The following is a 19,359-nucleotide window of genomic DNA, read 5'->3' as shown; positions in this document are numbered from 1 at the left end:
AGCGAGCCTAACGGGCTGGTCCGAGGCGGTTCGGGGGTGGTCCGGCGGGCCGTTCGGACGGCGGTGCGGTGGGGGTCCCGTGGGCCGCGCTCCGCTCCGACACCCGCGCCACCGCGGCCCAGCCGAGCACCCGGTCGAACCCGTCGAGGGCGACCAGGCGGTGCTCGACCATGCGAGCCGCGTCGCACTCCTCCCAACTCGGCACACCGGTCTCGAAGGTGGCGTCGCCGCCGTCGATGCCCGACCGGTAGATCTCCAGGACCTGCGCGGCGTGCGCCGGGGTCATCGCGGCGACGTTCACCACCCCGCTCATGCGACGGCCTCGATGCCGAGTTCCGCCATCAGGGCGCGGACACGCTGCTCGATCCCGTCGCGGATCGGGCGGACGGCGTCGACGCCCTCGCCCGCCGGGTCCGCCAACTGCCAGTCCAGGTAGCGCTTTCCGGGGAAGTACGGGCAGGCGTCGCCGCAGCCCATGGTGATCACCACGTCCGAGGCCCGGACCGCCTCGACGGTGAGCACCTTGGGCGTCTCGGTGGAGAGGTCGATCCCCACCTCGGCCATCGCCCGGACCACGGCCGGATTGACGCCGTCGGCGGGCGCCGACCCGGCCGACCGGACCTCGACCCGGTCCCCGCCGAACCGGGTGAGGAAGGCGGCGGCCATCTGGGAGCGGCCGGCGTTGTGCACGCAGACGAACAGCACGGACGGCTTGGACTCAGACACGGGCGGAACCTTCGGGTTCGGGGGCGGGTTCGGGGGCTGTGGCGGGGGCGGTGGCGGTGGCGGGGGCAGGGACGGTGGCGGGGACAGTGGCGGGCCGGGGGAAGTACCGGCGGGCGGCGAGGGCCACGTGGACGAGGCCGATCAGGACGGGCACCTCGATCAGCGGGCCGACCACTCCGGCGAGGGCCTGGCCGCTCGCGGCGCCGAAGGTGGCGATGGCGACGGCGATGGCCAGTTCGAAGTTGTTGCCCGCCGCGGTGAACGCGAGGGTGGTGGCGCGCGGGTGGTCCAGTCCCACCGCGCGGCCCAGTGCCAGGGAACCGGCCCACATGACGGCGAAGTAGACCAGCAGCGGCAGCGCGATCCGGGCGACGTCCAGCGGCTGCGCGGTGATGGCACGGCCCTGGAGCGCGAACAGGACGACGATCGTGAACAGCAGCCCGTACAGCGCGAACGGGCCGATGCGCGGCAGCAGCGCCGTCTCGTACCAGGCGCGGCCGCGGACCTTCTCGCCCAGGCGGCGGGTGAGGTAGCCGGCGGCGAGCGGGATGCCGAGGAAGATCAGCACGCTGCGGGCGATCTCCCACACCGGGACGTCGAGCGCGGTCCGCTCCAGGCCGAGCCACCCGGGCAGCACGGACAGGTAGAACCAGCCCAGCGCGCCGAAGGCGACCACCTGGAAGAGCGAGTTCAGGGCGACGAGGACGGCGGCGGCTTCCCGGTCGCCGCCGGCCAGGTCGTTCCAGATGATCACCATGGCGATGCAGCGGGCGAGGCCGACGACGATCAGCCCGGTGCGGTACTCCGGCAGGTCGGGCAGCAGGAGCCAGGCGAGGGCGAACATCAGGGCGGGCCCGACGAGCCAGTTCAGCAGCAGGGAGGGGAGCAGCAGGCGGCGGTCGCGGGTGACGGTGTCGAGGCGGTCGTAGCGGACCTTCGCGAGCACCGGGTACATCATCACCAGCAGGCCGAACGCGATCGGCAGGGAGACGCCGGTGACGGTCACCTTCGCGAGCGCGTCGCCCAGGCCGGGGACGAGCCGGCCGAGGCCGATGCCGAGGACCATCGCGGCGAGGATCCACAGCGCGAGGTAGCGGTCGGTGAACGACAGCCGGCCGGCCACCGGGCCGGGCGCCCCGGCGTCGGCGCTCACTCGGCGGCGCCGAGGGACGCCCGGCGGGTGAGGATGCCCGCGAGGCGGTCGGTCGTCTCGGGGACCAGCCGGTAGTACACCCAGGTGCCGCGGCGCTCGGAGTCGATCAGCCCGGCCTGCCGGAGCAGCTTCAGGTGGTGGGAGATCGTCGGCTGGGACAGGTCGAACGCCGGCGTCAGGTCGCAGACGCACACCTCGCCGCCGGCGCCGGAGGCGATCATCGACAGCAGCCGCAGCCGCACCGGATCGCCCAGGGCCTTGAAGAGCGGCGCCAGTTCGGCGGCCTGGTCCGCGTCCAGCGGGGCGCTCAGCAGCCGGGGGCAGCAGCCGTCCGCGGCGTCGTCCCGATCGAGCAGCGGGAGTTCCTGTTTCGACATGCTTCTATGTTGACGAATATCGATCCAGAATGCAAGGCTGAATCGACAGACATCGATACAGGCTCGTTCAGTCCCTTTGCTCCCTTCCAGCCCTTCCAGCCCTTCGAGCCCTTCCTGCCCGTTGGAGGCCACCGTGTCCCGTGTCCAGCTCGCCCTGCGCGTCGCCGACCTCGAAGGCTCCATCGCCTTCTACTCCAAGCTCTTCGGCACCGAGCCCGCCAAGCGCCGCCCCGGCTACGCCAACTTCGCCGTCACCGAGCCCCCGCTGAAGCTCGTCCTCATCGAGGGCGAGCCCGGCGAGGACACCCGCCTCGACCACCTCGGCGTCGAGGTCGCCTCCACCGAGCAGGTCACCGCCGCCACCGCCCGCCTGCGCGAGGCCGGCCTCGCCACCTTCGAGGAGAACGACACCTCCTGCTGCTACGCCGTCCAGGACAAGGTCTGGGTGACCGCCCCCGGCAAGGAGCCCTGGGAGGTCTACGTCGTCAAGGCCGACGCCGACAGCCTCGGCAAGAGCGCCGCCGGCGCGCCGGAGGCCTGCTGCACGGGCACCGGCGAGGCGTCCCGCTGAACCGCCCGGAGTGGGAAGTCGGCCCGGCCGACTTCCCACTCCGCCCCGCGGCTCACGTCGGCCCGGTCCCGTCCGCCGCCGAGCGCACTGCCGCTTCGTCGAGGTCGGCTTCGGTCGAGGCCGGGCCGGTCCGGTGCCACGGCCCAGGGTGGGCCTCCCGGCGCCACGCCTAGGGTGAGCCGCATGGGGAAAACGCAGATGGGCGGACTGGCCGGCCGGTGGACCCGGCTCCTGAACCGGGCACGGGGCAGCCGACGGGCCGCACCGCTCTCGCACGAGGCGCGGTTGCGGGAGGCCGCCAAGCGGATGCGCGGGCGGCTGCTCCGCTACCCGGTGGAGGGCCCGTGGCAGGAGCAGGCCTACTGGGACCCGCTGCCGACCGCCCGGGAGATGACCGGTTCCGTCGGCGACGGCCGCTGGGAGCAGCGCAGCCGGCTGAACGTGCCGGGCCCGTTCTACGCCGGCGAGACCGACAGCGGGCTGAACGGCCCGTACTACCTCCCCGAGCTCGTGCTCTCGGACGACGAGCACTGCGAGTTCGTCCACCGCCAGCCCGCCAACCCCCGCGAGGTGGCCGCCCTGGTGGAGATCGCCCACGGCGAACCGCAGGGCGGCTACGCCTGGGACGGTGACTGTCACTGGACCCCGCAGGCGGTGCGCGACTGGTGGTCGCGCCGGGACGAGGTGCGGGCCTGGATCACGAGCGAGCTGGAACTGGGCGACGACGGCCGGAACGAACCCGAGGCCCTGCGGCAGTACGCCGCCTACCTGGACGACGGACTGGAGGCCTACCTGCGCGGCTACCTGTTCCGGCTCACCGAGGGCCGCGAGCCGCAGGCCGGAGAGGCGCTCCCGGAGCTCTGACGGCCCACGCCCCCGGGCTACCGCGACTTCCCGTTCGGCGTGGGACGGGACGGCAGCACCGTCGCCATCGCCGAGCGGGAGAGCAACCGGACCCGGCCCGACGTCCCCGCCTTCGAGGAGACCGTCCGCGCCGCCGTGAACACCTTGCACCGATCCAGGAGGCCACGGTGGGGTGGTCACTGACGCAGCGTCACATTCCTTTAGGGTGACGGCCATGAGCGACCCGCACCCCACCTCGGCCTTCAACGCCGCCAACACCGACCCGGCCGTCACCGACCGGCTGATCGCCGTGCTGGACGCCCAGGCGGCCAATCCCGGGGTCCGGCGGCTGCGCGCGTGGGCGCACGCACAGCTCGCCGTACGCCCCGGGGAGCGCGCGCTGGACATCGGCGCCGGCACCGGGTCGGAGACCCAGGTGCTCGCGGCCGCGGTCGCCCCGGGGGCCGGGGCGACGGACCGCGCCACCGGCAGCGCGATCGGCCTCGAACCCAACCCCGGGCTCCGGGCCGTCGCCGAGCAGCGCGCCACCGACGCCGGCAGCGCGGCCCGCTTCCTGGACGGCGACGCGCGCGACCTGCCCTTGCCCGACGGCGAGTTGGACGTGGTCTGGTGCGAGCGCGTCCTCCAGCACCTCCCCGATCCGGCGAAGGCCGTCGCCGAGATGGCCCGGGTGCTGCGTCCGGGCGGCCGGGTCGCACTGCTGGACACCGACTGGGCCACCTTCGTGCTCCACCCGGCCGCCCCGGAGATCCGCCCCGCGCTGGCCGCCGTCGCCGAGGGCACCGCCGCCACCCCGGACGCCGGGCGCCGCCTCGCGGGCCTGCTGGCCGAGGCCGGACTGGCCGTCGATCAGCTCGGCGCCGACGTCCTGCTGCACGACTCCCGCACGGTCACCCGGCCGATCGTCCACGGGATCGGCGCGGCGGCCGTCGGCCGGGGCCTGATCACCGAGGAGCAGCGCGACCGGCTCTACGCCGACCTCGACGCGGCCGCCGAGCACGGGACGTTCCACCTGTCGGTGGCGATGTTCGCCGCGGTCGCCCACCGGCCCCGCTGAGCGAACCCGTCGGCCAGCCGCGCCGACCGGCCGCTGAGGAGGCCGACGCGCGGCTACGCCTGCGGCGGCCTGGCGGCCTCGTACCCGGCGGGCCTCACGGCGAGGCGGCGGCCGGCCTGGATCTACCGCCTGTCCGGCGAGCCGACCGAGGCGGGCCGCTGGGCGCACCTCGACACGGACCGGGACCCGGCCGGGACCGCGGCCTTCGAGGCCCACCACCCCGATCCGCTCGACCGGATGGCGGCCCTCGCCCGGCGCGGCCCCGAGCGGTCGGCGCGGACCGGGACCGCCCGCGCCAGGCCGGCCGGGCTCCGCGAGACGGCCTCCGCACGGGCGGGCCGCCCGGTCCACTGGCAGCGCGTGCACGACCGCGCCCGGCACCCCGCCCAGGAGGAGCCGGCCGGGCTGCCGGCCTGCGCCTCTCTGGTCCTCGCCGGTCTGGTGCTCGCCGGTCTGGTGCTCCCGGGCTTCGCGGTGCTCGGTGTCGTCACCTTCGTCCGCTGGTCACTCTGGCGCCGGCACTGCGGTACTCCGGCGCCCCCGGCCCCTCGCTTCAGAGCCGGTGCAGCGCCGCCTCGCAGAGCCGGCACCGCTGCTGCTCCAGCTCGGGCGGGTACCACGGCTCACCCGGCCGGGCGGGACGGTAGTGGGCGTGCTCCATCGGGGCGGTGTCCAGCCCGCAGAGGGTGCGCGCCTGCGGGTCCTCCGGGACGTCCGGATCCTGGCCGGCGGCGTGCACCGCGACCACGCCCGGGCCGACGCCCTCGGGGCCGAGGGCCTGTTCCGGGGCCATTTCGAAGAGGACGACGATCGCAGCCACGGTCCCACCGTGGCGGGCGGCGGCCGTCCGCGCATTTCGATCTTCACCCCGCCGAGGGGTCCGGTGGCGCGGGCCCCCGGGCCTGGGCCGATCCGCTAGCCGCGGTAACAGGAGCCGCCCGGCCCCGTGTCCGGGGAGCCCATCCCGAAGACGTACAGCAGGAACAGCAGCACGGCCGCCACCACCAGCACCACCCACTTCACCTCCGGTTCGGTGCCCTCGGGCAGCACGGCCACCAGGACGGCCTGCAGGAGGACCAGCAGCACGGTCATGCCGATCCAGCCGACCGGCAGGCTCAGCGCCATCGACGCCCGGGTCGGCATGTCCATCCCCCGCGGGCAGTCCGCCCACCTGCGCGCGACCAGCAGCGCCCCCAGGACGGTGACCGCCGCCGCGAGCAGCGGTCCGGCGGCGTACCACCCGCAGCCGTGCGATCTGTTGCGCTCCACCGATGCCGCCATCCCCGCCGGTCCCCCTCGCCCACGCCCACGCCCACGTTCCCGGACGCACACGCCTCCGGAGTCCCGCGCGGTTCCCGGGCACGAACACGCGTGGACCCGAACACGCGTGGGCCCGACGACACACAGCCCCGGATTTCGGCGTCACGGACCTGTCAAAGCTGTGCCCGCGTACTCCAGGATGACAACGCCCCCTCGCACGACCGACCGCACTTCGCCACACCGCACCGTATTGCACCGCACCGACCGGACCCCGAGGAGCCGCACCATGGGCATCGCACGTCGTGAACTTCTCAAGTGGGGCGCTGGATTGGGCGCCGCCACCGTCACGGGCCTCACCCTGCCTGGCACCGCGTGGGCGGCCACCGGCGCCACGACACCGCGCGGCCTGCCGACGGACAGCTGGATGAGCCGCCTGAGCGGCGACCTCTCCCTGCTCGACCTCACCATCCCCGGCACCCACGACTCCTGCTGCGAGAACCCCGCCTACGGCACCGAGTGGTCGCACACCCAGAACTGGGGAATCCCCCAGCAGTTGACCGAGGGAGTCCGCTTCCTCGACATCCGCTGCAACGGCCTCCAGGGCGCGCCCGACGAGCTCGGGATCTACCACTCCGACGCCTACCAGCACATCCGGCTCCAGGACGTGCTCGACCGGTGCCGAACCTTTCTCCAGTCGCACCCCGGCGAGACCGTCCTGATGCGCCTGCGCAACGAGCGCGCCGGCGGCCAGTCGCTCGACGACACCGAGTTCATGCGGCGGGTCAACCACTACTTCGACGACCTGGGCTACCGCGGCCTGTTCCACTTCTACGGGTGGCCGACCCTCGCCACCGCCCGCGGGAAGGTCGTCCTGATCGCCGACTTCGCCAACCCGTGGGGCCTGATCGACTGGTCCAGCGGCGAGAACGGCTGGTTCGACACCCAGGACCTCTGGCAGACCGGCGGCCTCGACCCGCTGGGGACGAAGGGCCGGCGCATCGTCGCCCAGTTCGACAAGGCCTTCCTCACCCCGGGCCACTCGAAGATGTTCGTCAACTTCCTCTCCTACGCCGGGGGTTACTGGCCGAAGAGCAGCTCGCAGGCCCTGATGGACCGCACGGTCTATCCATACCTGAACGCCCGCACCCAGCAGCGCGCCCGGTTCGGCATCGTGCCGATGGACTTCCCGGACTTCCACGTCAACGTCCTGCAGATGCTGATCGACAAGAACTTCATCTGATCACGGCCGGCAACGCGGCGTCGCCCCGGCGCTGCCGCGTTGCCGCCTGCCGAGTGCCGGTTGGTACTCATTGATGCCTGTTGGGGCTCGCTGGTGCCTGTTGGGGCCGTCCGCATCAGCCCGAGGATGTAAACCCGTGGGCCAATACGACGTGACGGAGGATCAATCGACGGGCTGATGTTGCCCACCCGGCCCGCATGACAGCGTTCCACGCATGGACACCACGCCGCTGGACACCACGCCGACCGCACGCCGTACCGGACCGACCCGCCGCCGCATGCTGGGCACCGCGCTCGCCCTCGGCGCCGTCGCGCCGCTGGGCCTCGCCCGCACCGCCTCGGCCGCTCCCGCCGCCGCCCCGGCCGCCGCTCCCGCCCCCTCCTCCGGCGCCGCGTCCCCCTCCCGCCTCACCCTGACCGCGCCCACCGGCCCCTTCCCGGTCGGCATGGTGCCGCTGCACCTGCGCGACGAGTCCCGGCTGGACCCGAACGCCCGGCCCGGCACGTTCCGCGAGCTGATGGCCACCGTCTGGTACCCCGCCCGGACCGCGGACGCCGCCGCCTACCCGCTCGCCCCCTGGATGACCGAGGGCGCCCTCAAGGCCTTCCTCGACGACGTCGGCTTCCCCCTCCCGCTCTCGCTCGCCCCGCTCACCGCCGGCCACCAGGGCGCACCCGTCCACCGGGCCGGCCGGCCGCTGCCGGTCATCCTGTACTCGCACGGCGCGGGCAGCCACCGCGGCGACCACACCATCGTGGTCCAGGAGTTGGCCAGCCACGGCTTCGCCGTCGTCACCGTCGACCACACCCACGACGGCATCACCGAATTCCCGGACGGGACCGTCGTCACCCGGGACGGCGTCGCCCCGGGCCTGTACCCGAGGGACTACGCGGCCGACCTGCTCTTCCTGCTCGACCGCGTCGTCGACCTCGCCAACGGCCGCAACCCCGACGTCGACGGCCGCACCCTGCCGAACGGCCTGCTCGGCGGCCTCGACGCCCGGAACATCGGCGCCTTCGGCTGGTCCAAGGGCGGCACCGCCGTCGGCCTCGCCATGGTCGCCGACCAGCGCATCCGCGCCGGGCTGACCCTGGACGGGCGGATGGAGTCGAACCCCGCCATCACCACCGACATCGACCGTCCGTTCATGATGATGACCGCCAACTACACCCGGGCGAACAGCCCCTACATCGCGACCTTCTGGGGCCACCTGCGCGGCTGGCGCCTCGACGTCCAGGCCACCGGCGCCGTGCACAACTCGTACGGCGACAACATGACGCTGATCCCGCAGGCGGGCCGGCTGATCGGCCTGACCGAGGAGCAGATCCAGTCCCAGGTCGGCACCCTCGACCCCGAGCGCGGCGTCCTCATCCAGCAGGCCTACCCGCGCGCCTTCTTCGACCTCCACCTGCGGGGCCGCCACTGCGGCAAGCTGCTCGACGGCCCGTCGAAGGCCTTCCCGGAGGTCGTCCACCACCCGTAGGACCTCGTGCACGGGCGGCCGCCACGGGGGTGCGGCCGCCCGACCCTAGCCGCGCCCCGCCAACGCCACGCCCGTCCGGTACAGCTCCACCAGTAGCGGCCGCAGCGCCTCCCCGGCAGGCGTCAACCGGTACGAGGTCCGCACCGGGAACCCGCGCCGCCGCTCCCGCACCACCAACTCCCGCTCCCCCAACGCCTGCAGGCGCTCCGCGAGCACCTTCGAGCTGATCTCCGGCAGCCGCTCCCGCAACTCCCCGTACGAGGCGGGCCCGTGCATCAGCTCGCGCAGCACCAGCGTCGTCCACCGGCCGGCCACCGCCGCGAGCGCCACCTCCACCGGACAGTCCGGCTCCGGACGGGCGGTGCGGCCGCGCCCGTCCGGCACCAGCTCCTCGTCCCAGCCCCGCTCACCCGACCCGTCACTTCCCGTTTGGTGACCCACGCCGGGCCGGTCTTCACTGCTCGCATGACTCACCCCACCACCCTCCCCCCGAGCACCGACCCGGCACAACACCCGGCCGTCTTCGCCGCCGCCTTCAACTCCGGCCGCCCGGAACTGCTCGCCCGGGTCTACGAGCCCGGCGCGGTCTTCGTCCCCGCCCCCGGCGCCACCGCCACGGGGCCCGAACTCCAGCGCGCCAACGCCGAGTTCCTCGCCCTCGGCCTGCCCATCACCGTCCGCCCCCGGCACACCTACGTCGCCGACGACATCGCCCTGCTCATCGTCGACTGGGAGATCACCGGCACCACCCCCGACGGCACCGACATCCACCTCACCGGCACCGCCACCGACGTCGCCCGCCGCGACCCGGCCGGCCACTGGCACTACGTGATCGACAACCCCTTCGGCACGGCCGCCCGGCCGTGACCGGGCGACCACTCAACCCTCGGTCCGCACGTTCGGGTTGACCGTGCAGAAGTAGACCCGGCTGGTCTGCTTGTCGAAGTAGAAGCTCCCCGAATACTGGGTCCGGGTGATCGACTTGTCGAAGGCCGTGCTGTGGAGCCATCCGGTCGTGCCACCCACCTCGGTGGCGATCTCCTCCGGGACACCGCACTCGATGACGGTCTCCTCCCACGTTCCGCCCGACGTGATCGCCGCCAGCGTCGCCGGCTCGACCTGCGCCACCCCCTCCAGGCTCACGTCAGTCGGTCCGGGAACCCCCCGCCCGGTGTTCTGCGTCAACACCCGGCTGACCCACGTGGCCCCAGACAGCGAACCCAACTGCGGAAAGCGGCGCGTCAGCGGGTCGAGGTCCGTCCGCACCGTCGGCGTCGGCACGGGCGCAGGTGCCGGAGGCTCCGCCGCCGTACAGGACGCCACCAGCGGCAGGCCGGTGATCAGCGCCAGAGCCGGAACGAACAGCGCGGCCCGAGGCCTTGAACGCTGCTTCACACGAGGGCGATCCATGAAGCCGATCATTCCACTCCCGAACTACTGTCGAACGAACGGTCCTTGGCGGGTGTCCACACCGGTCAGAATCAGCGCCTCCCCCCCCGCTTCTCCCTTGACATACTGGAAGTACCGCTCGCAGGTGAGGATTCCCTCCACAGAGGCCAGTCTGGCGACTGCGCCCGTCCCGGCATCCTCCTGCCTCCCGTACTCCCAGGTACCGGTGAACCTGACGGCCGTCGGCGACTCCTTTCCCCGACACATGGCGGGCGGCAGACTCACCTCGCCGAGCCTGCCGCCCTCCAGGAACTGGATCGAAGCGGCGCCCGCCTTCCAGGTCCCGATGACAGCCGGGTCAGGCGCCTTCCCCACCGTGCACGAAACCGCCAACGGGACCACACATGCCAGCACCATCGACACGCGCCGCCCCGCATGCCTCGCTCCGAACGAGCCCATCAACTCTGCATTCCCCGCTCCACCTCTCCGGAGCCACGGGAGCCGTTCAGGACTTCGTCATCAGTAAGCCCGGACTCTTCAGCCGCTAGAGATCCCTGCCCGCCGAGCAGCCTCCGCAGGATGATTCGTTGGTCCTTCACGCACCCCTCCATCGAAAGCTCTCCCATCCACCAACGAAGCCCAGAGCGCCCCATCCGACCTTCGGATGGGGCGCTCCCTGAGCCGGTCGTAATGCACCCTGACGGCTGGTGAACTACTGCCGGACGAAGGGATCATCGGCGATCGAGACTCCGGTCAGCTGCAACCGCTCCTGCCCCTCGTACGTGAAGTACTGGAAGTACCTCTCACACGTCGGATAGCCGGCGCCGGACGTCAGCGTGGCCCACGCTCCGGTCCCGGCGTCCTCCAACTTGCCATGCTTCCACGTGCCGGTGAACTGCACCGGCGTGGGCGACTTCTCCCCACGGCAGGCGGCAGGCAGCAGACTCACCTCGCCGAGCCTGCCGCCCTCCAGGAACTGGATCGAACCGATGCCCGACGTCCACGCCCCGACCACCGGGGGCCTCTCCTCGGGCCCGGCCGAACACCCAACCGCCACCGGCAAAACGGACGCCAGGGCGACCGCCGATCCGTACCGCCTGCTCCGACGAACTACGCCCTTGAGAAGCATCGCTGCTCACTCCCCCGAGGCTGGGCGGACATCGTGGTCACCGGTCCCTTGCCTTGTTCCTGCAGGAAGATCTGACAGTCCTGCCCGCGGTTGTAGTTCCGCAGGGTCACGAAGACCCCCGCCCCGTCGTCGTCCACGCTCCCCGCCTTCCAGGTCCCCTGGAACTCACCGAGCGGGCCGTCGCCCACCACGGGCTCCTTCAAGCAGAAGTAGCCGTCGAGCCGAACCTCCCCGAGCGCCCCGTTCTCCCGCAGCTCGATCACCTCGTCCCGCGCCGCCCACCGGCCCACGTAGTCCTTCGCCACCGGCCCACCCGGCCTGAGCTTCAGATAGCCGGTGGCTCCGGCGATCAGCACGAGCCCCACCACCAGGACCACCCCCTCCCGCGACCTCGGAAACCACCTTCCGACAGCCATGTCTCCCGCCCCTCCCTCAAAGGATCTCCCGCACACCCGCAAACACCGGGAGCGCCCTATCCGTTCGCCGGATGGGGCGCTCCCGAAGGCAGGGTTCAACACGATGTCACGATCACCGAACTACTGCCGGACGAACGGCTCCTGGCCGGCGTCCACACCGGTCGTCCCGAGCCAGTCGCCCGACTTGGCACTGTCGTACTGAAAGTGCCTCTCACACCTCAGGTTTCCCTCCACCGAGGACAGTTTCGCTACCGCCCGGTCCCCGCGTCCTCCACCTTCCCGTACTCCCACGCACCCGTGAACCTGACATTCCTCCCAAGGACCACGGTTCCCGGTGAACCGCGCCCCATGGTAGGAAGCGGGGTCCCGCATCCCGCACGGGGAGGCGGGACCGCGCAGACCGTCCGACCGGTCAGCACTGCACGCGGTCGCCGATCTTCCCCATGTCGAGCGTTACACGATCCTCGGCAACCGCGCCGTCGCGCTGGACTGCCACCCGGTACTCGCCTTGGAGGCTCTGCGGTACGGATACCGTGTCGACGGTGCGGAGCACCCCGTCGACGGTGATCGAGAACCCCTTCCGCGCCGGAAAGCTCCCTCCTTGGCAGGAGATCTGATCGATCGTCTCACCACTGGACATCAGCATGACCGACCACTGGCCGTTGTACATGCTGGCACCGATGAAGATTCCGACTCCGGGGAGCGGCCTGGCAGCGATGTCCGCGAGCGGAACGCATCCACGCGAAACCACCCTCGGCGACGCCGAGCGGATGGCGCCGGTAGTCTCGGCCTGCCAGATCAACTCCGGGCCGTAGCACCGTGTCCACCGGGCACCCCGGTGCAGGCGCAGACGCCGAACAGCAGACCTGCGAGAACGGTACGGAGTTTCACCGGAAAGCACCTCACGTCTTCTCCCCCCCTTCTCCGTGGCTCCTCGATCACCAGAGCCTCCGACGCGTGCAGCCGCCGCCCCCTTGGGCGGTGGACCACGGCGGCCCCTCGCCGAACGTACAGGACGTTCGGGAAGGGGCCGCGGTGCTGTGCGGAGCGTGCGGGGGCGGGTCAGGCGCGCTGGCCCTCGGTGGGGGCGGCGGTGGGGGTGGCGGTGCTGCCGGCCTGGGTGCCGAGGGTGCGTTCGACCTTGGCGACGGCGGTGCGGTACTGCATGGAGGCGGCCTGCTCGGAGGTGGCCTGGCGTTCGAAGAAGCCGAAGGCCATGGCGACCGTGCCGAAGCGCTCGATGCCGACGTAGCCGTTGAGTTGGACGCCGGCCAGGGTGCCGTCGAGGTGGACGGCGGGGGCGTCCTTGCGGTCGCCGAGGGTGACCGGGGTGACGGTGAAGGTCACCTCGTCGTCGGTGCCGCCGTTGAAGGTGATGCTGTGGCAGGTCTTCAGGGCGTCGGAGACGGTGTTGAAGTCGGCGGTGAGCCGGTCGGGAGCCTCGGCGGCGAGGACCTGGGTGGTCATCGGGTTGCCGTTCGGGCCGTCGAGTTCGACCGCGGCGTGCGCGACGTCGGTGCCGGTCTGGGTGGCGTGCATGTTGATCAGGGCGCTGAGCGCGGCGCAGCCCGTCATCGGCGTCGGGTTCGCGCCGGGGCTGGGGCTCTGCGTCACCGGGATCTCGGTGTGGCCGGCGCCGAGGTCGGCGGCGGTCAGCAGGGCCGACTTCAGCTGGTCGGCGGAGGGCAGTTGTTGGGCGTCCTGGGCGGGTGCGGCCGATGCCGGCAGGGCGGCCGGGCCCAGGGCGACCGCCACGGCTGCGGCCGCGGCGGCGAGGGCGTGGATGGGCCTGGGACGAGTCATACGGGCCCCCGGTCGAGGGTTCGGGCAGGGACAGCCACCAGTGTCCCACCGGGGGCCGGACGGGGCGCGCGGGCGGGTATCTCCGCTGGTCAGGACCCATTCGCGGGGTCGGCGGACGGAGCGGATGGGGCCGAGGGAGCGGAGGGGGCGGGCGGAAGGGCTTCGAGGGCCTCCAGGGCGTCGAGGGTCTCGGCGAGCCACTGCACCCAGAAGGTCTCCAGTCCGATGCCGGCCCGCAGCACCGCGTGCTGGAGCCGGTTCCCGGGGTCCGTCCGCTCGGCCGGGAAGTCGCGCCGTTCGATTTCCCGGTAGTCGGCCAACTGTTCGCGGTGCAGGGCGAGATGGCGCCCCAGCTCGGCCGTCAGCCCGTCCGTGCCGACCACCGCGGCCGCCCGCAGCCGCAGCAGCAGGGGCTCCCGGACGGCGCGGGGCGCGGCGCCCTCGGCGGTCCAGCGGGCGAGTTCGGCGCGGCCCTCGGGCAGGACCTCGTACTCCTTCTTCTGGCCGCGCACCGGCCCTTCCGGCTGGAGGGCCCGGATGTGTCCGGCGGCCTCCAGCCGGCCCAGTTCGCGGTAGATCTGCTGGTGGGTGGCGGGCCAGAAGAAGCCGATCGACTTGTCGAACCGCCTGGTCAGCTCCAGCCCCGAGGACGGTTTCTCCAGCAGGGCGGTGAGGATGGCGTGCGGCAGCGACATGGGGTCGATCGTACGGGGCCGACCGCGGGCGGCGGGCCCGGCTCGGCCCCGGGCGGGCACGGAGGGCGTGCAGGGGCGTGCCGGCCGGGTACGGACCGGGTCAGAGGGTGGCGGCCAGTTCGGTGCCCTGCTTGATGGCCCGCTTGGCGTCCAGTTCGGCGGCCACGTCGGCGCCGCCGATCAGGTGCGCCGGCAGGCCGCGCTCGCGCAGTGCCTCGTACAGGTCTCGGCGCGGCTCCTGGCCGGTGCAGAGCACGACGGTGTCCACGGGCAGCAGTTGGTGCTCGCCGTCGACGGTGAGGTGCAGGCCGGCGTCGTCGATCAGGTCGTAGGTGACGCCGGGGACCATCACCACGCCGCGGTGCTTGAGCTCGGTGCGGTGGATCCAGCCGGTGGTCCTGCCGAGGCCGGCGCCGACCTTGCCGGTCCTGCGCTGGAGCAGGTGGACGCTGCGCGGGGGCTTGGGCCGCTCCGGGGCGCGCAGGCCGCCGCGCTCGCGGTAGTCCGGGTCGATGCCCCACTTGGCCTGGAACGCGGGCGGGTTGAGGCTGGCCGCGTCGCCCGGGTCGGTGAGGAACTCGGCCACGTCGAAGCCGATGCCGCCCGCGCCGAGGATGGCGACCCGCTCGCCGACCGTCGCGCCGTCGCGCAGCACGTCGAGGTAGCCGAGCACGCTGGGGTGGTCGATTCCGGGGATGTCGGCGGGAGTTCGCGGGGTGACGCCGGTGGCGAGGACGATCTCGTCGTGGCCCTGTTCGGCCAGCTGTTCGGCGGTGACGGTCGCGCCGAGCCGCAGCGTGACGGCCAGCTCGGCCAGCCGGGTGCGGAAGTAGCGCAGTGTCTCGTCGAACTCCTCCTTGCCGGGGATGCGCCGGGCGATGTTCAGCTGTCCGCCGATCGTCTCGGCGGCGTCGTACAGGGTGACGTCGTGGCCGCGCTCGGCGGCGGAGACGGCGCAGGCGAGGCCGGCGGGGCCGGCTCCGACGACGCCGATCCGCTTGCGCGATCGGGTGGGGCCGAGGACGAGTTCGGTCTCGTGGCAGGCGCGCGGGTTGACCAGGCAGGAGGTGATCTGGAGGTTGAAGGTGTGGTCGAGGCAGGCCTGGTTGCAGCCGATGCAGGTGTTGATGGCCTCGGCGCGGTCGTCCCGGGCCTTGGCGACGAAGTCGGCGTCGGCGAGCAGCGGGCGGGCCATCGAGACCAGGTCGGCGCTGCCCTCGGCGAGCAGGCGCTCGGCGATCTCGGGGGTGTTGATGCGGTTGGTGGTGACCAGCGGGATGCCGACCCTGCCCATCACGTTCTTCGTGACCCAGGCGAAGGCGCCGCGCGGCACCGAGGTGGCGATGGTGGGGATGCGGGCCTCGTGCCAGCCGATGCCGCTGTTGATGATGGTCGCCCCGGCGGCCTCGACGGCCTGGGCGAGCTGCACGACCTCGTCCAGGGTGGAGCCGCCGGGCACCAGGTCGAGCATGGAGAGGCGGTAGACGATGATGAAGTCCTCGCCGACGCGCTCGCGGACCCGGCGGACGATCTCCACCGGGAAGCGCATCCGCCGCTCGTACGGGCCGCCCCACTCGTCCTCGCGGTGGTTGGTCGCGGCGACGACGAACTCGTTGATCAGATAGCCCTCGGAGCCCATGATCTCGACGCCGTCGTACCCGGCGCGGCGGGCGAGTTCGGCGCAGCGGGCGAAGTCCTCGATGGTCTGCTCGACCTGCTCGGCGGTGAGCGCGTTGGGGGTGAAGGGGCTGATCGGGGCCTGGATCGCACTGGGGGCGACGAGGTCGGGGTGGTAGGCGTAGCGGCCGAAGTGGAGGATCTGGAGGGCGATCCTGCCGCCGGCGGCGTGCACCGCGTCGGTGACGGTCCGGTGCTTGTCGGCCTCCTCCTCGGTGGTCAGCATCGCGCCGCCCTCCCAGGGGCGCCCGGCCTCGTTGGGGGCGATGCCGCCGGTGACGATCAGGCCGACGCCGCCGCGGGCCCGTTCGGCGTAGAAGGCGGCCATCCGCTCGTAGCCGCCGGGGGCCTCCTCCAGGCCGACGTGCATGGAGCCCATGATCACGCGGTTGGGCAGGGTGGTGAAGCCGAGGTCGAGCGGGCTGAGCAGGTGCGGGTAGCGGCTGCTGCCGGGGTGGGCGCTCATCGACGTCTCCTGGGGCGCGGGCTGGGGGGCGTTGTTACCGCAGGGTAGGGGACGGGCGGCGGGGTATGCAACTAGTTGCATAAGGCTGGACGGGGCTGCCGGACGGACCTCCGGACACCCCTCCGGACGACCCCCGGAGGCGCCCGACCGGACGCCCCGGGACCCCACCGGACGACCCTCCGGACGGCCCTCCGGATGGCTCGAACACGCCGCCGGAACCCGGTCGGCGGCGTATCGTCGTGCCCCGGACACCGCGGGGGCGACGCAACGGCGTCCCGGACATCGCCGCGGCGCCGCGGGGACGACACGAGCTCGGGAGAGGAGCGGCCGTGCGGGGTGGCTCGGTGGCCGTGGTCGGGGGCAGCATCGCCGGAAGCGCGTTCGCCGGCGCCGCCGCCCGGCTCGGCGCGGAACGCGTGGTGGTGCTGGAACGCAGCCCCGGCCGGCTGGAGGACCGCGGCGTGGGGCTGTGCACCCACAACGACCGCTTCGACGAACTGGTCCGGACCGGGCACCTCGACGCGGACACCCGCCGCCACCGCCTCACCGTCCGCCGCTGGGTCGCCCGGGGCGCGGCCGGCGAGGGCGACGGACCGGACGGCTGCGGTCGGCTGCTCTGGGCCCAGCCCTTCCCCTTCCACTCCCACCACTGGGGCGTGCTCTGGCAGGCGCTGCGCGAACGGACGCCCCGGCAGGTCGAGTTCCGGCTGGGCACCACCGTGACGGCCGTCGGCAACGGGCCCGACGGCGCCTGGGCCGAAGCGGGTGGCGGCCGCGAGACGTACGACCTGGTGATCGGCGCCGACGGCTACCGCTCGGTGGTCCGCGCGGCCGTCTGCCCCCGGGCCGAACCCGAGTACGCCGGGTACGTGTGCTGGCGCGGCAGCTACGACGCCGCCCTGCTCGCCGAGCTGCCCGGCGGCGCGGCGCCCTGGCCCGAGGAGCAGTGCATCACCGCCTGCTACCCCGGCGGCCAGGTGGTGATCTACCGCATCCCCGGGGTCGAACCCGGCCGCACCCAGGTGAACTGGGTCTTCTACGCCCCCACACCCGCCTGGCTGCGGCTGGACGGCCCGACCAGTATCCCGGCGGGCAGCCTCCTCGACGGGCAGCTGGACGAACTGCGGCAGCTCGCCGAGCGGCACCTGCCGCCGTACTGGGCCGGCCTGGTCACCCTGACCCCGCGCGAACGGACCTTCCTGCAGCCGATCTACGACCTGGCGGCCCCGCGCCGCACGGCCGGCCGGCTGCTCATCGGCGGGGACGCCGCCACCGTGGTGCGCCCGCACAACACCAGCGGCGCGGTCAAGGCGATGCAGGACGCCCACGCCTTCGAACTGGCGGGGCGGGAGGCCGGCTCCTGGTCGGCCCTGCTGGCCACCTACGACCGCGAACGGACGGAGTCCGGGCGGGAGTTGGTGGAGCTGGGCCGCACCCTCGGCCGGGCCCAGGTCACCGGGGCGCCGGACTGGACGGGGATGGACGAGCCGGGCATGGCCGCCTGGTGGCAGCACCAGTTCACCGGCGGCGGGGGTTTCGGCGGCCACGCGCTCGACCGTACCGGCCGAGCGCTCGCGGCGACCGCCGAAACCACGTCAACCCGCGCGGGGCGGACGGACGTCGACGACGTCGACGGTGGTGACGTCCACCATGGTGGCGCGGACGGCACCGGTGACGCCGCCGGCGGCGACGACAACGGTCAGACGTTCACGCCGTAGTCGGTCGCGATGCCGCGCAGGCCGGAGGCGTAGCCCTGGCCGATGGCACGGAACTTCCACTCCACGCCGTTGCGGTACAGCTCGCCGAAGACCATCGCGGTCTCGGTCGAGGCGTCCTCGGTCAGGTCGTAGCGCGCGATCTCCAGGCCGTTGGCCTGGTTGACGATCCGGATGAACGCGTTGCGCACCTGGCCGAAGTTCTGCAGCCGGGCGTCGGCGTCGTAGATCGACACCGGGAAGACCACCTTGGCCACGTCGACCGGGACGCGGTCCAGGTCGACCTTGATCTGCTCGTCGTCCCCGTCCCCGCCGCCGGTCAGGTTGTCGCCGCTGTGCTCGACCGAACCATCGGGGCTGCGGAGGTTGTTGAAGAAGACGAAGTGCTGGTCCGAGACCACCTTGCCCAGCGCGTTGCACAGCAGCGCGCTGGCGTCCAGGTCGTAGTCGGCCCCGGTGGTGGTGCGCACGTCCCAGCCGAGACCGACGATCACGGCGCTCAGACCGGGCGCCTCCTTGCTGAGCGAGACGTTGCCGCCCTTGGCCAGCGAAACTCCCACAATGCCCTCCTCGGATCTCTCCCTGTGGACGAATCTACAACACTGTAGAGATCACGAGAATCCGTCTGGAGGCGGGCCCGCCCCGGGATTTTCTCCGGGTCGCGCACGGGAACCGCGCGCGGGAGCCGCCGCAGCGCAGGTCACGGCGTCATTGCACGGCGTCACTGCACGGCGTCACTGCACGCCGTAAAGACACGCCGTCACTGCACGGCGTCGGTCTCGATCCGCAGCGCGCTGTGCTCCGCATGCCGAGCACCCTGACGACCTCCCGCCCTAGACTGGCAGTGGATTTCCCCTCGTCGGCTCGTCCCCCCGTTTCCCCTCGTCGCAGGCCCGGTCGCCGGAGGTCCCGATGCGCCAGCGGTACAGCTTCCACCTCGACCGGGGCGGGCACTCGGTGACCGTCAACGTCCGGTCCGGCTGGATCACCGAGACCGAGTTGCTGGTCGACGGCAAGGAGTGCGCCTTCCACCGCGTCCACGGGCACGGTGTCTACCCGCTGACCCTCGCCGCCCAGGTCGCCGAGGAGCCGCCGAAGCCGCTCGCGGTCCGGCTCGACCGCACCGGCCGGGCCGAGCACCCGCTCGCCTGCGTCCTGGAGCTGTCCGGCGCCGAGCACCCGATGCCCGAGCGCACGGCGCGCTGAAACACCCCGTTCGGGTGGTTTGCCCCTGAATATCGGAAAACCGTACGATCCAGGGTCGGCCCGGACGAGCCGCCTCCACGAGCCGGACGCCCACGAGCCGCGCCCCACGACCCCCACACAGACGACGAAGGC

General features: G+C 72.7%; 24 protein-coding genes and 1 pseudogene. 9 read left to right on the top strand and 16 right to left on the bottom strand.

Annotated elements, in window-relative coordinates:
* Positions 1-7: 7 nt before the first annotated feature.
* Genes ACZ6EM_RS04150 through ACZ6EM_RS04135 form a run of 4 tightly spaced genes read right to left on the bottom strand, consistent with a single transcriptional unit; the run spans position 8 to position 2,256 of the window.
* A complete protein-coding gene (locus tag ACZ6EM_RS04150) occupies positions 8-313 on the bottom strand; it encodes a GNAT family N-acetyltransferase (protein WP_465771611.1) in 306 nt (101 codons plus the stop codon).
* Positions 310-726 (bottom strand): arsenate reductase ArsC, encoded by a 417-nt coding sequence (locus ACZ6EM_RS04145; RefSeq protein ID WP_401051053.1) that lies wholly within the window; start codon positions 724-726, stop codon positions 310-312. Before ACZ6EM_RS04145 ends, ACZ6EM_RS04150 begins: the two co-directional genes overlap by 4 nt.
* The gene (gene arsB / locus ACZ6EM_RS04140; RefSeq protein ID WP_465771610.1) at positions 719-1,879 is read right to left on the bottom strand and encodes an ACR3 family arsenite efflux transporter; all 1,161 of its coding nucleotides are present in this window, start codon (positions 1,877-1,879) and stop codon (positions 719-721) included. The genes ACZ6EM_RS04145 and arsB overlap by 8 nt, the downstream gene beginning before the upstream one ends.
* Positions 1,876-2,256 carry an ArsR/SmtB family transcription factor gene (locus ACZ6EM_RS04135; RefSeq protein ID WP_359897675.1) on the bottom strand — a complete coding sequence of 127 codons (381 nt, stop codon included), beginning with the start codon at positions 2,254-2,256 and terminating at the stop codon, positions 1,876-1,878. Before ACZ6EM_RS04135 ends, arsB begins: the two co-directional genes overlap by 4 nt.
* Before the next feature lie 133 nt (positions 2,257-2,389).
* On the opposite strand from ACZ6EM_RS04135, the gene ACZ6EM_RS04130 reads away from it, so the two are divergent.
* The 4 genes and pseudogenes from ACZ6EM_RS04130 to ACZ6EM_RS04115 form a co-directional block, all read left to right on the top strand.
* Entirely contained in the window at positions 2,390-2,827 is a 438-nt protein-coding gene (locus ACZ6EM_RS04130) for an ArsI/CadI family heavy metal resistance metalloenzyme (RefSeq protein WP_465771608.1), read from the top strand.
* Positions 2,828-3,010: 183 nt separating this feature from the next.
* Positions 3,011-3,691, top strand: a complete 681-nt coding sequence (locus tag ACZ6EM_RS04125) for a ferredoxin (protein WP_452177634.1) — start codon at positions 3,011-3,013, stop codon at positions 3,689-3,691.
* Positions 3,692-3,905: 214 nt separating this feature from the next.
* Complete coding sequence (locus ACZ6EM_RS04120) at positions 3,906-4,748, top strand: methyltransferase domain-containing protein (protein WP_465771607.1); 843 nt, start codon at positions 3,906-3,908, stop codon at positions 4,746-4,748.
* Between the two features lie 33 nt (positions 4,749-4,781).
* Positions 4,782-5,234 (top strand): annotated as a pseudogene (locus ACZ6EM_RS04115) (DUF6584 family protein); the annotation flags it as partial.
* 67 nt (positions 5,235-5,301) lie between these two features.
* Here the strand turns inward: ACZ6EM_RS04115 and ACZ6EM_RS04110 are convergent.
* A complete protein-coding gene (locus tag ACZ6EM_RS04110) occupies positions 5,302-5,568 on the bottom strand; it encodes a hypothetical protein (RefSeq protein ID WP_452177632.1) in 267 nt (88 codons plus the stop codon).
* A gap of 95 nt (positions 5,569-5,663) precedes the next feature.
* Positions 5,664-6,017 carry a hypothetical protein gene (locus tag ACZ6EM_RS04105; RefSeq protein ID WP_401055580.1) on the bottom strand — a complete coding sequence of 118 codons (354 nt, stop codon included), beginning with the start codon at positions 6,015-6,017 and terminating at the stop codon, positions 5,664-5,666.
* A gap of 277 nt (positions 6,018-6,294) precedes the next feature.
* On the opposite strand from ACZ6EM_RS04105, the gene ACZ6EM_RS04100 reads away from it, so the two are divergent.
* A complete protein-coding gene (locus ACZ6EM_RS04100; protein WP_465771606.1) occupies positions 6,295-7,248 on the top strand; it encodes a phosphatidylinositol-specific phospholipase C in 954 nt (317 codons plus the stop codon).
* A gap of 214 nt (positions 7,249-7,462) precedes the next feature.
* The gene (locus tag ACZ6EM_RS04095; RefSeq protein WP_465771605.1) at positions 7,463-8,731 is read left to right on the top strand and encodes an alpha/beta hydrolase family protein; all 1,269 of its coding nucleotides are present in this window, start codon (positions 7,463-7,465) and stop codon (positions 8,729-8,731) included.
* A gap of 45 nt (positions 8,732-8,776) precedes the next feature.
* Here ACZ6EM_RS04095 and ACZ6EM_RS04090 read toward each other — a convergent pair whose 3' ends face one another.
* Positions 8,777-9,172 carry a winged helix-turn-helix transcriptional regulator gene (locus ACZ6EM_RS04090; RefSeq protein ID WP_401051600.1) on the bottom strand — a complete coding sequence of 132 codons (396 nt, stop codon included), beginning with the start codon at positions 9,170-9,172 and terminating at the stop codon, positions 8,777-8,779.
* A gap of 24 nt (positions 9,173-9,196) precedes the next feature.
* Here ACZ6EM_RS04090 and ACZ6EM_RS04085 point away from each other — a divergent pair, with 24 nt between their 5' ends.
* Positions 9,197-9,598 carry a YybH family protein gene (locus tag ACZ6EM_RS04085; RefSeq protein WP_465771604.1) on the top strand — a complete coding sequence of 134 codons (402 nt, stop codon included), beginning with the start codon at positions 9,197-9,199 and terminating at the stop codon, positions 9,596-9,598.
* Between the two features lie 12 nt (positions 9,599-9,610).
* Here ACZ6EM_RS04085 and ACZ6EM_RS04080 read toward each other — a convergent pair whose 3' ends face one another.
* The 8 genes from ACZ6EM_RS04080 to ACZ6EM_RS04045 all read right to left on the bottom strand — a co-directional run bounded on the left by ACZ6EM_RS04080 (position 9,611) and on the right by ACZ6EM_RS04045 (position 16,306).
* Entirely contained in the window at positions 9,611-10,153 is a 543-nt protein-coding gene (locus tag ACZ6EM_RS04080) for a hypothetical protein (RefSeq protein ID WP_465771603.1), read from the bottom strand.
* A 12-nt stretch (positions 10,154-10,165) separates the two neighbouring features.
* Positions 10,166-10,543: a hypothetical protein gene (locus ACZ6EM_RS04075; protein ID WP_401051592.1), complete on the bottom strand. Its 378-nt coding sequence runs from the start codon at positions 10,541-10,543 to the stop codon at positions 10,166-10,168.
* Between the two features lie 289 nt (positions 10,544-10,832).
* The gene (locus tag ACZ6EM_RS04070; protein ID WP_401051589.1) at positions 10,833-11,135 is read right to left on the bottom strand and encodes a hypothetical protein; all 303 of its coding nucleotides are present in this window, start codon (positions 11,133-11,135) and stop codon (positions 10,833-10,835) included.
* A 95-nt stretch (positions 11,136-11,230) separates the two neighbouring features.
* The gene (locus ACZ6EM_RS04065; protein ID WP_465771601.1) at positions 11,231-11,626 is read right to left on the bottom strand and encodes a hypothetical protein; all 396 of its coding nucleotides are present in this window, start codon (positions 11,624-11,626) and stop codon (positions 11,231-11,233) included.
* A 451-nt stretch (positions 11,627-12,077) separates the two neighbouring features.
* Positions 12,078-12,467 carry a hypothetical protein gene (locus tag ACZ6EM_RS04060; protein ID WP_465771600.1) on the bottom strand — a complete coding sequence of 130 codons (390 nt, stop codon included), beginning with the start codon at positions 12,465-12,467 and terminating at the stop codon, positions 12,078-12,080.
* A 260-nt stretch (positions 12,468-12,727) separates the two neighbouring features.
* Positions 12,728-13,468, bottom strand: coding sequence for a hypothetical protein (locus ACZ6EM_RS04055; RefSeq protein WP_452177624.1), 741 nt, complete (start codon positions 13,466-13,468; stop codon positions 12,728-12,730).
* Between the two features lie 89 nt (positions 13,469-13,557).
* A complete protein-coding gene (locus ACZ6EM_RS04050; RefSeq protein ID WP_452177623.1) occupies positions 13,558-14,163 on the bottom strand; it encodes a PadR family transcriptional regulator in 606 nt (201 codons plus the stop codon).
* 100 nt (positions 14,164-14,263) lie between these two features.
* Entirely contained in the window at positions 14,264-16,306 is a 2,043-nt protein-coding gene (locus ACZ6EM_RS04045) for an oxidoreductase (protein WP_465771599.1), read from the bottom strand.
* Between the two features lie 329 nt (positions 16,307-16,635).
* Here ACZ6EM_RS04045 and ACZ6EM_RS04040 point away from each other — a divergent pair, with 329 nt between their 5' ends.
* A complete protein-coding gene (locus ACZ6EM_RS04040; protein ID WP_465771598.1) occupies positions 16,636-18,024 on the top strand; it encodes an FAD binding domain-containing protein in 1,389 nt (462 codons plus the stop codon).
* On the opposite strand, the gene ACZ6EM_RS04035 is transcribed toward ACZ6EM_RS04040, so the two are convergent.
* A complete protein-coding gene (locus ACZ6EM_RS04035) occupies positions 18,006-18,581 on the bottom strand; it encodes a TerD family protein (protein ID WP_359897655.1) in 576 nt (191 codons plus the stop codon). The two genes, ACZ6EM_RS04040 and ACZ6EM_RS04035, sit on opposite strands and share 19 nt — an antisense overlap.
* A gap of 352 nt (positions 18,582-18,933) precedes the next feature.
* Here ACZ6EM_RS04035 and ACZ6EM_RS04030 point away from each other — a divergent pair, with 352 nt between their 5' ends.
* Positions 18,934-19,227 (top strand): hypothetical protein, encoded by a 294-nt coding sequence (locus ACZ6EM_RS04030; RefSeq protein ID WP_380352839.1) that lies wholly within the window; start codon positions 18,934-18,936, stop codon positions 19,225-19,227.
* Positions 19,228-19,359 lie beyond the last annotated feature (132 nt).

The organism is Kitasatospora sp. NPDC041917, assembly GCF_055589745.1.
Note: the sequence above shows the minus strand (reverse complement) of the source record. Positions and strands in the feature narration are given on the sequence as shown.

Bases quoted from the DNA above. Each gene is read 5' to 3' on its own strand.
- ACZ6EM_RS04150 (WP_465771611.1), bottom strand. From the start codon at position 313: ATGAGCGGGGTGGTGAACGTCGCCGCGATGACCCCGGCGCACGCCGCG.
- ACZ6EM_RS04135 (WP_359897675.1), bottom strand. From the start codon at position 2,256: ATGTCGAAACAGGAACTCCCGCTGCTCGATCGGGACGACGCCGCGGAC.
- ACZ6EM_RS04125 (WP_452177634.1), top strand. From the start codon at position 3,011: ATGGGGAAAACGCAGATGGGCGGACTGGCCGGCCGGTGGACCCGGCTC.
- ACZ6EM_RS04120 (WP_465771607.1), top strand. From the start codon at position 3,906: ATGAGCGACCCGCACCCCACCTCGGCCTTCAACGCCGCCAACACCGAC.
- ACZ6EM_RS04100 (WP_465771606.1), top strand. From the start codon at position 6,295: ATGGGCATCGCACGTCGTGAACTTCTCAAGTGGGGCGCTGGATTGGGC.
- ACZ6EM_RS04095 (WP_465771605.1), top strand. From the start codon at position 7,463: ATGGACACCACGCCGCTGGACACCACGCCGACCGCACGCCGTACCGGA.
- ACZ6EM_RS04085 (WP_465771604.1), top strand. From the start codon at position 9,197: ATGACTCACCCCACCACCCTCCCCCCGAGCACCGACCCGGCACAACAC.
- ACZ6EM_RS04080 (WP_465771603.1), bottom strand. From the start codon at position 10,153: ATGATCGGCTTCATGGATCGCCCTCGTGTGAAGCAGCGTTCAAGGCCT.
- ACZ6EM_RS04055 (WP_452177624.1), bottom strand. From the start codon at position 13,468: ATGACTCGTCCCAGGCCCATCCACGCCCTCGCCGCCGCGGCCGCAGCC.
- ACZ6EM_RS04050 (WP_452177623.1), bottom strand. From the start codon at position 14,163: ATGTCGCTGCCGCACGCCATCCTCACCGCCCTGCTGGAGAAACCGTCC.
- ACZ6EM_RS04045 (WP_465771599.1), bottom strand. From the start codon at position 16,306: ATGAGCGCCCACCCCGGCAGCAGCCGCTACCCGCACCTGCTCAGCCCG.
- ACZ6EM_RS04030 (WP_380352839.1), top strand. From the start codon at position 18,934: ATGCGCCAGCGGTACAGCTTCCACCTCGACCGGGGCGGGCACTCGGTG.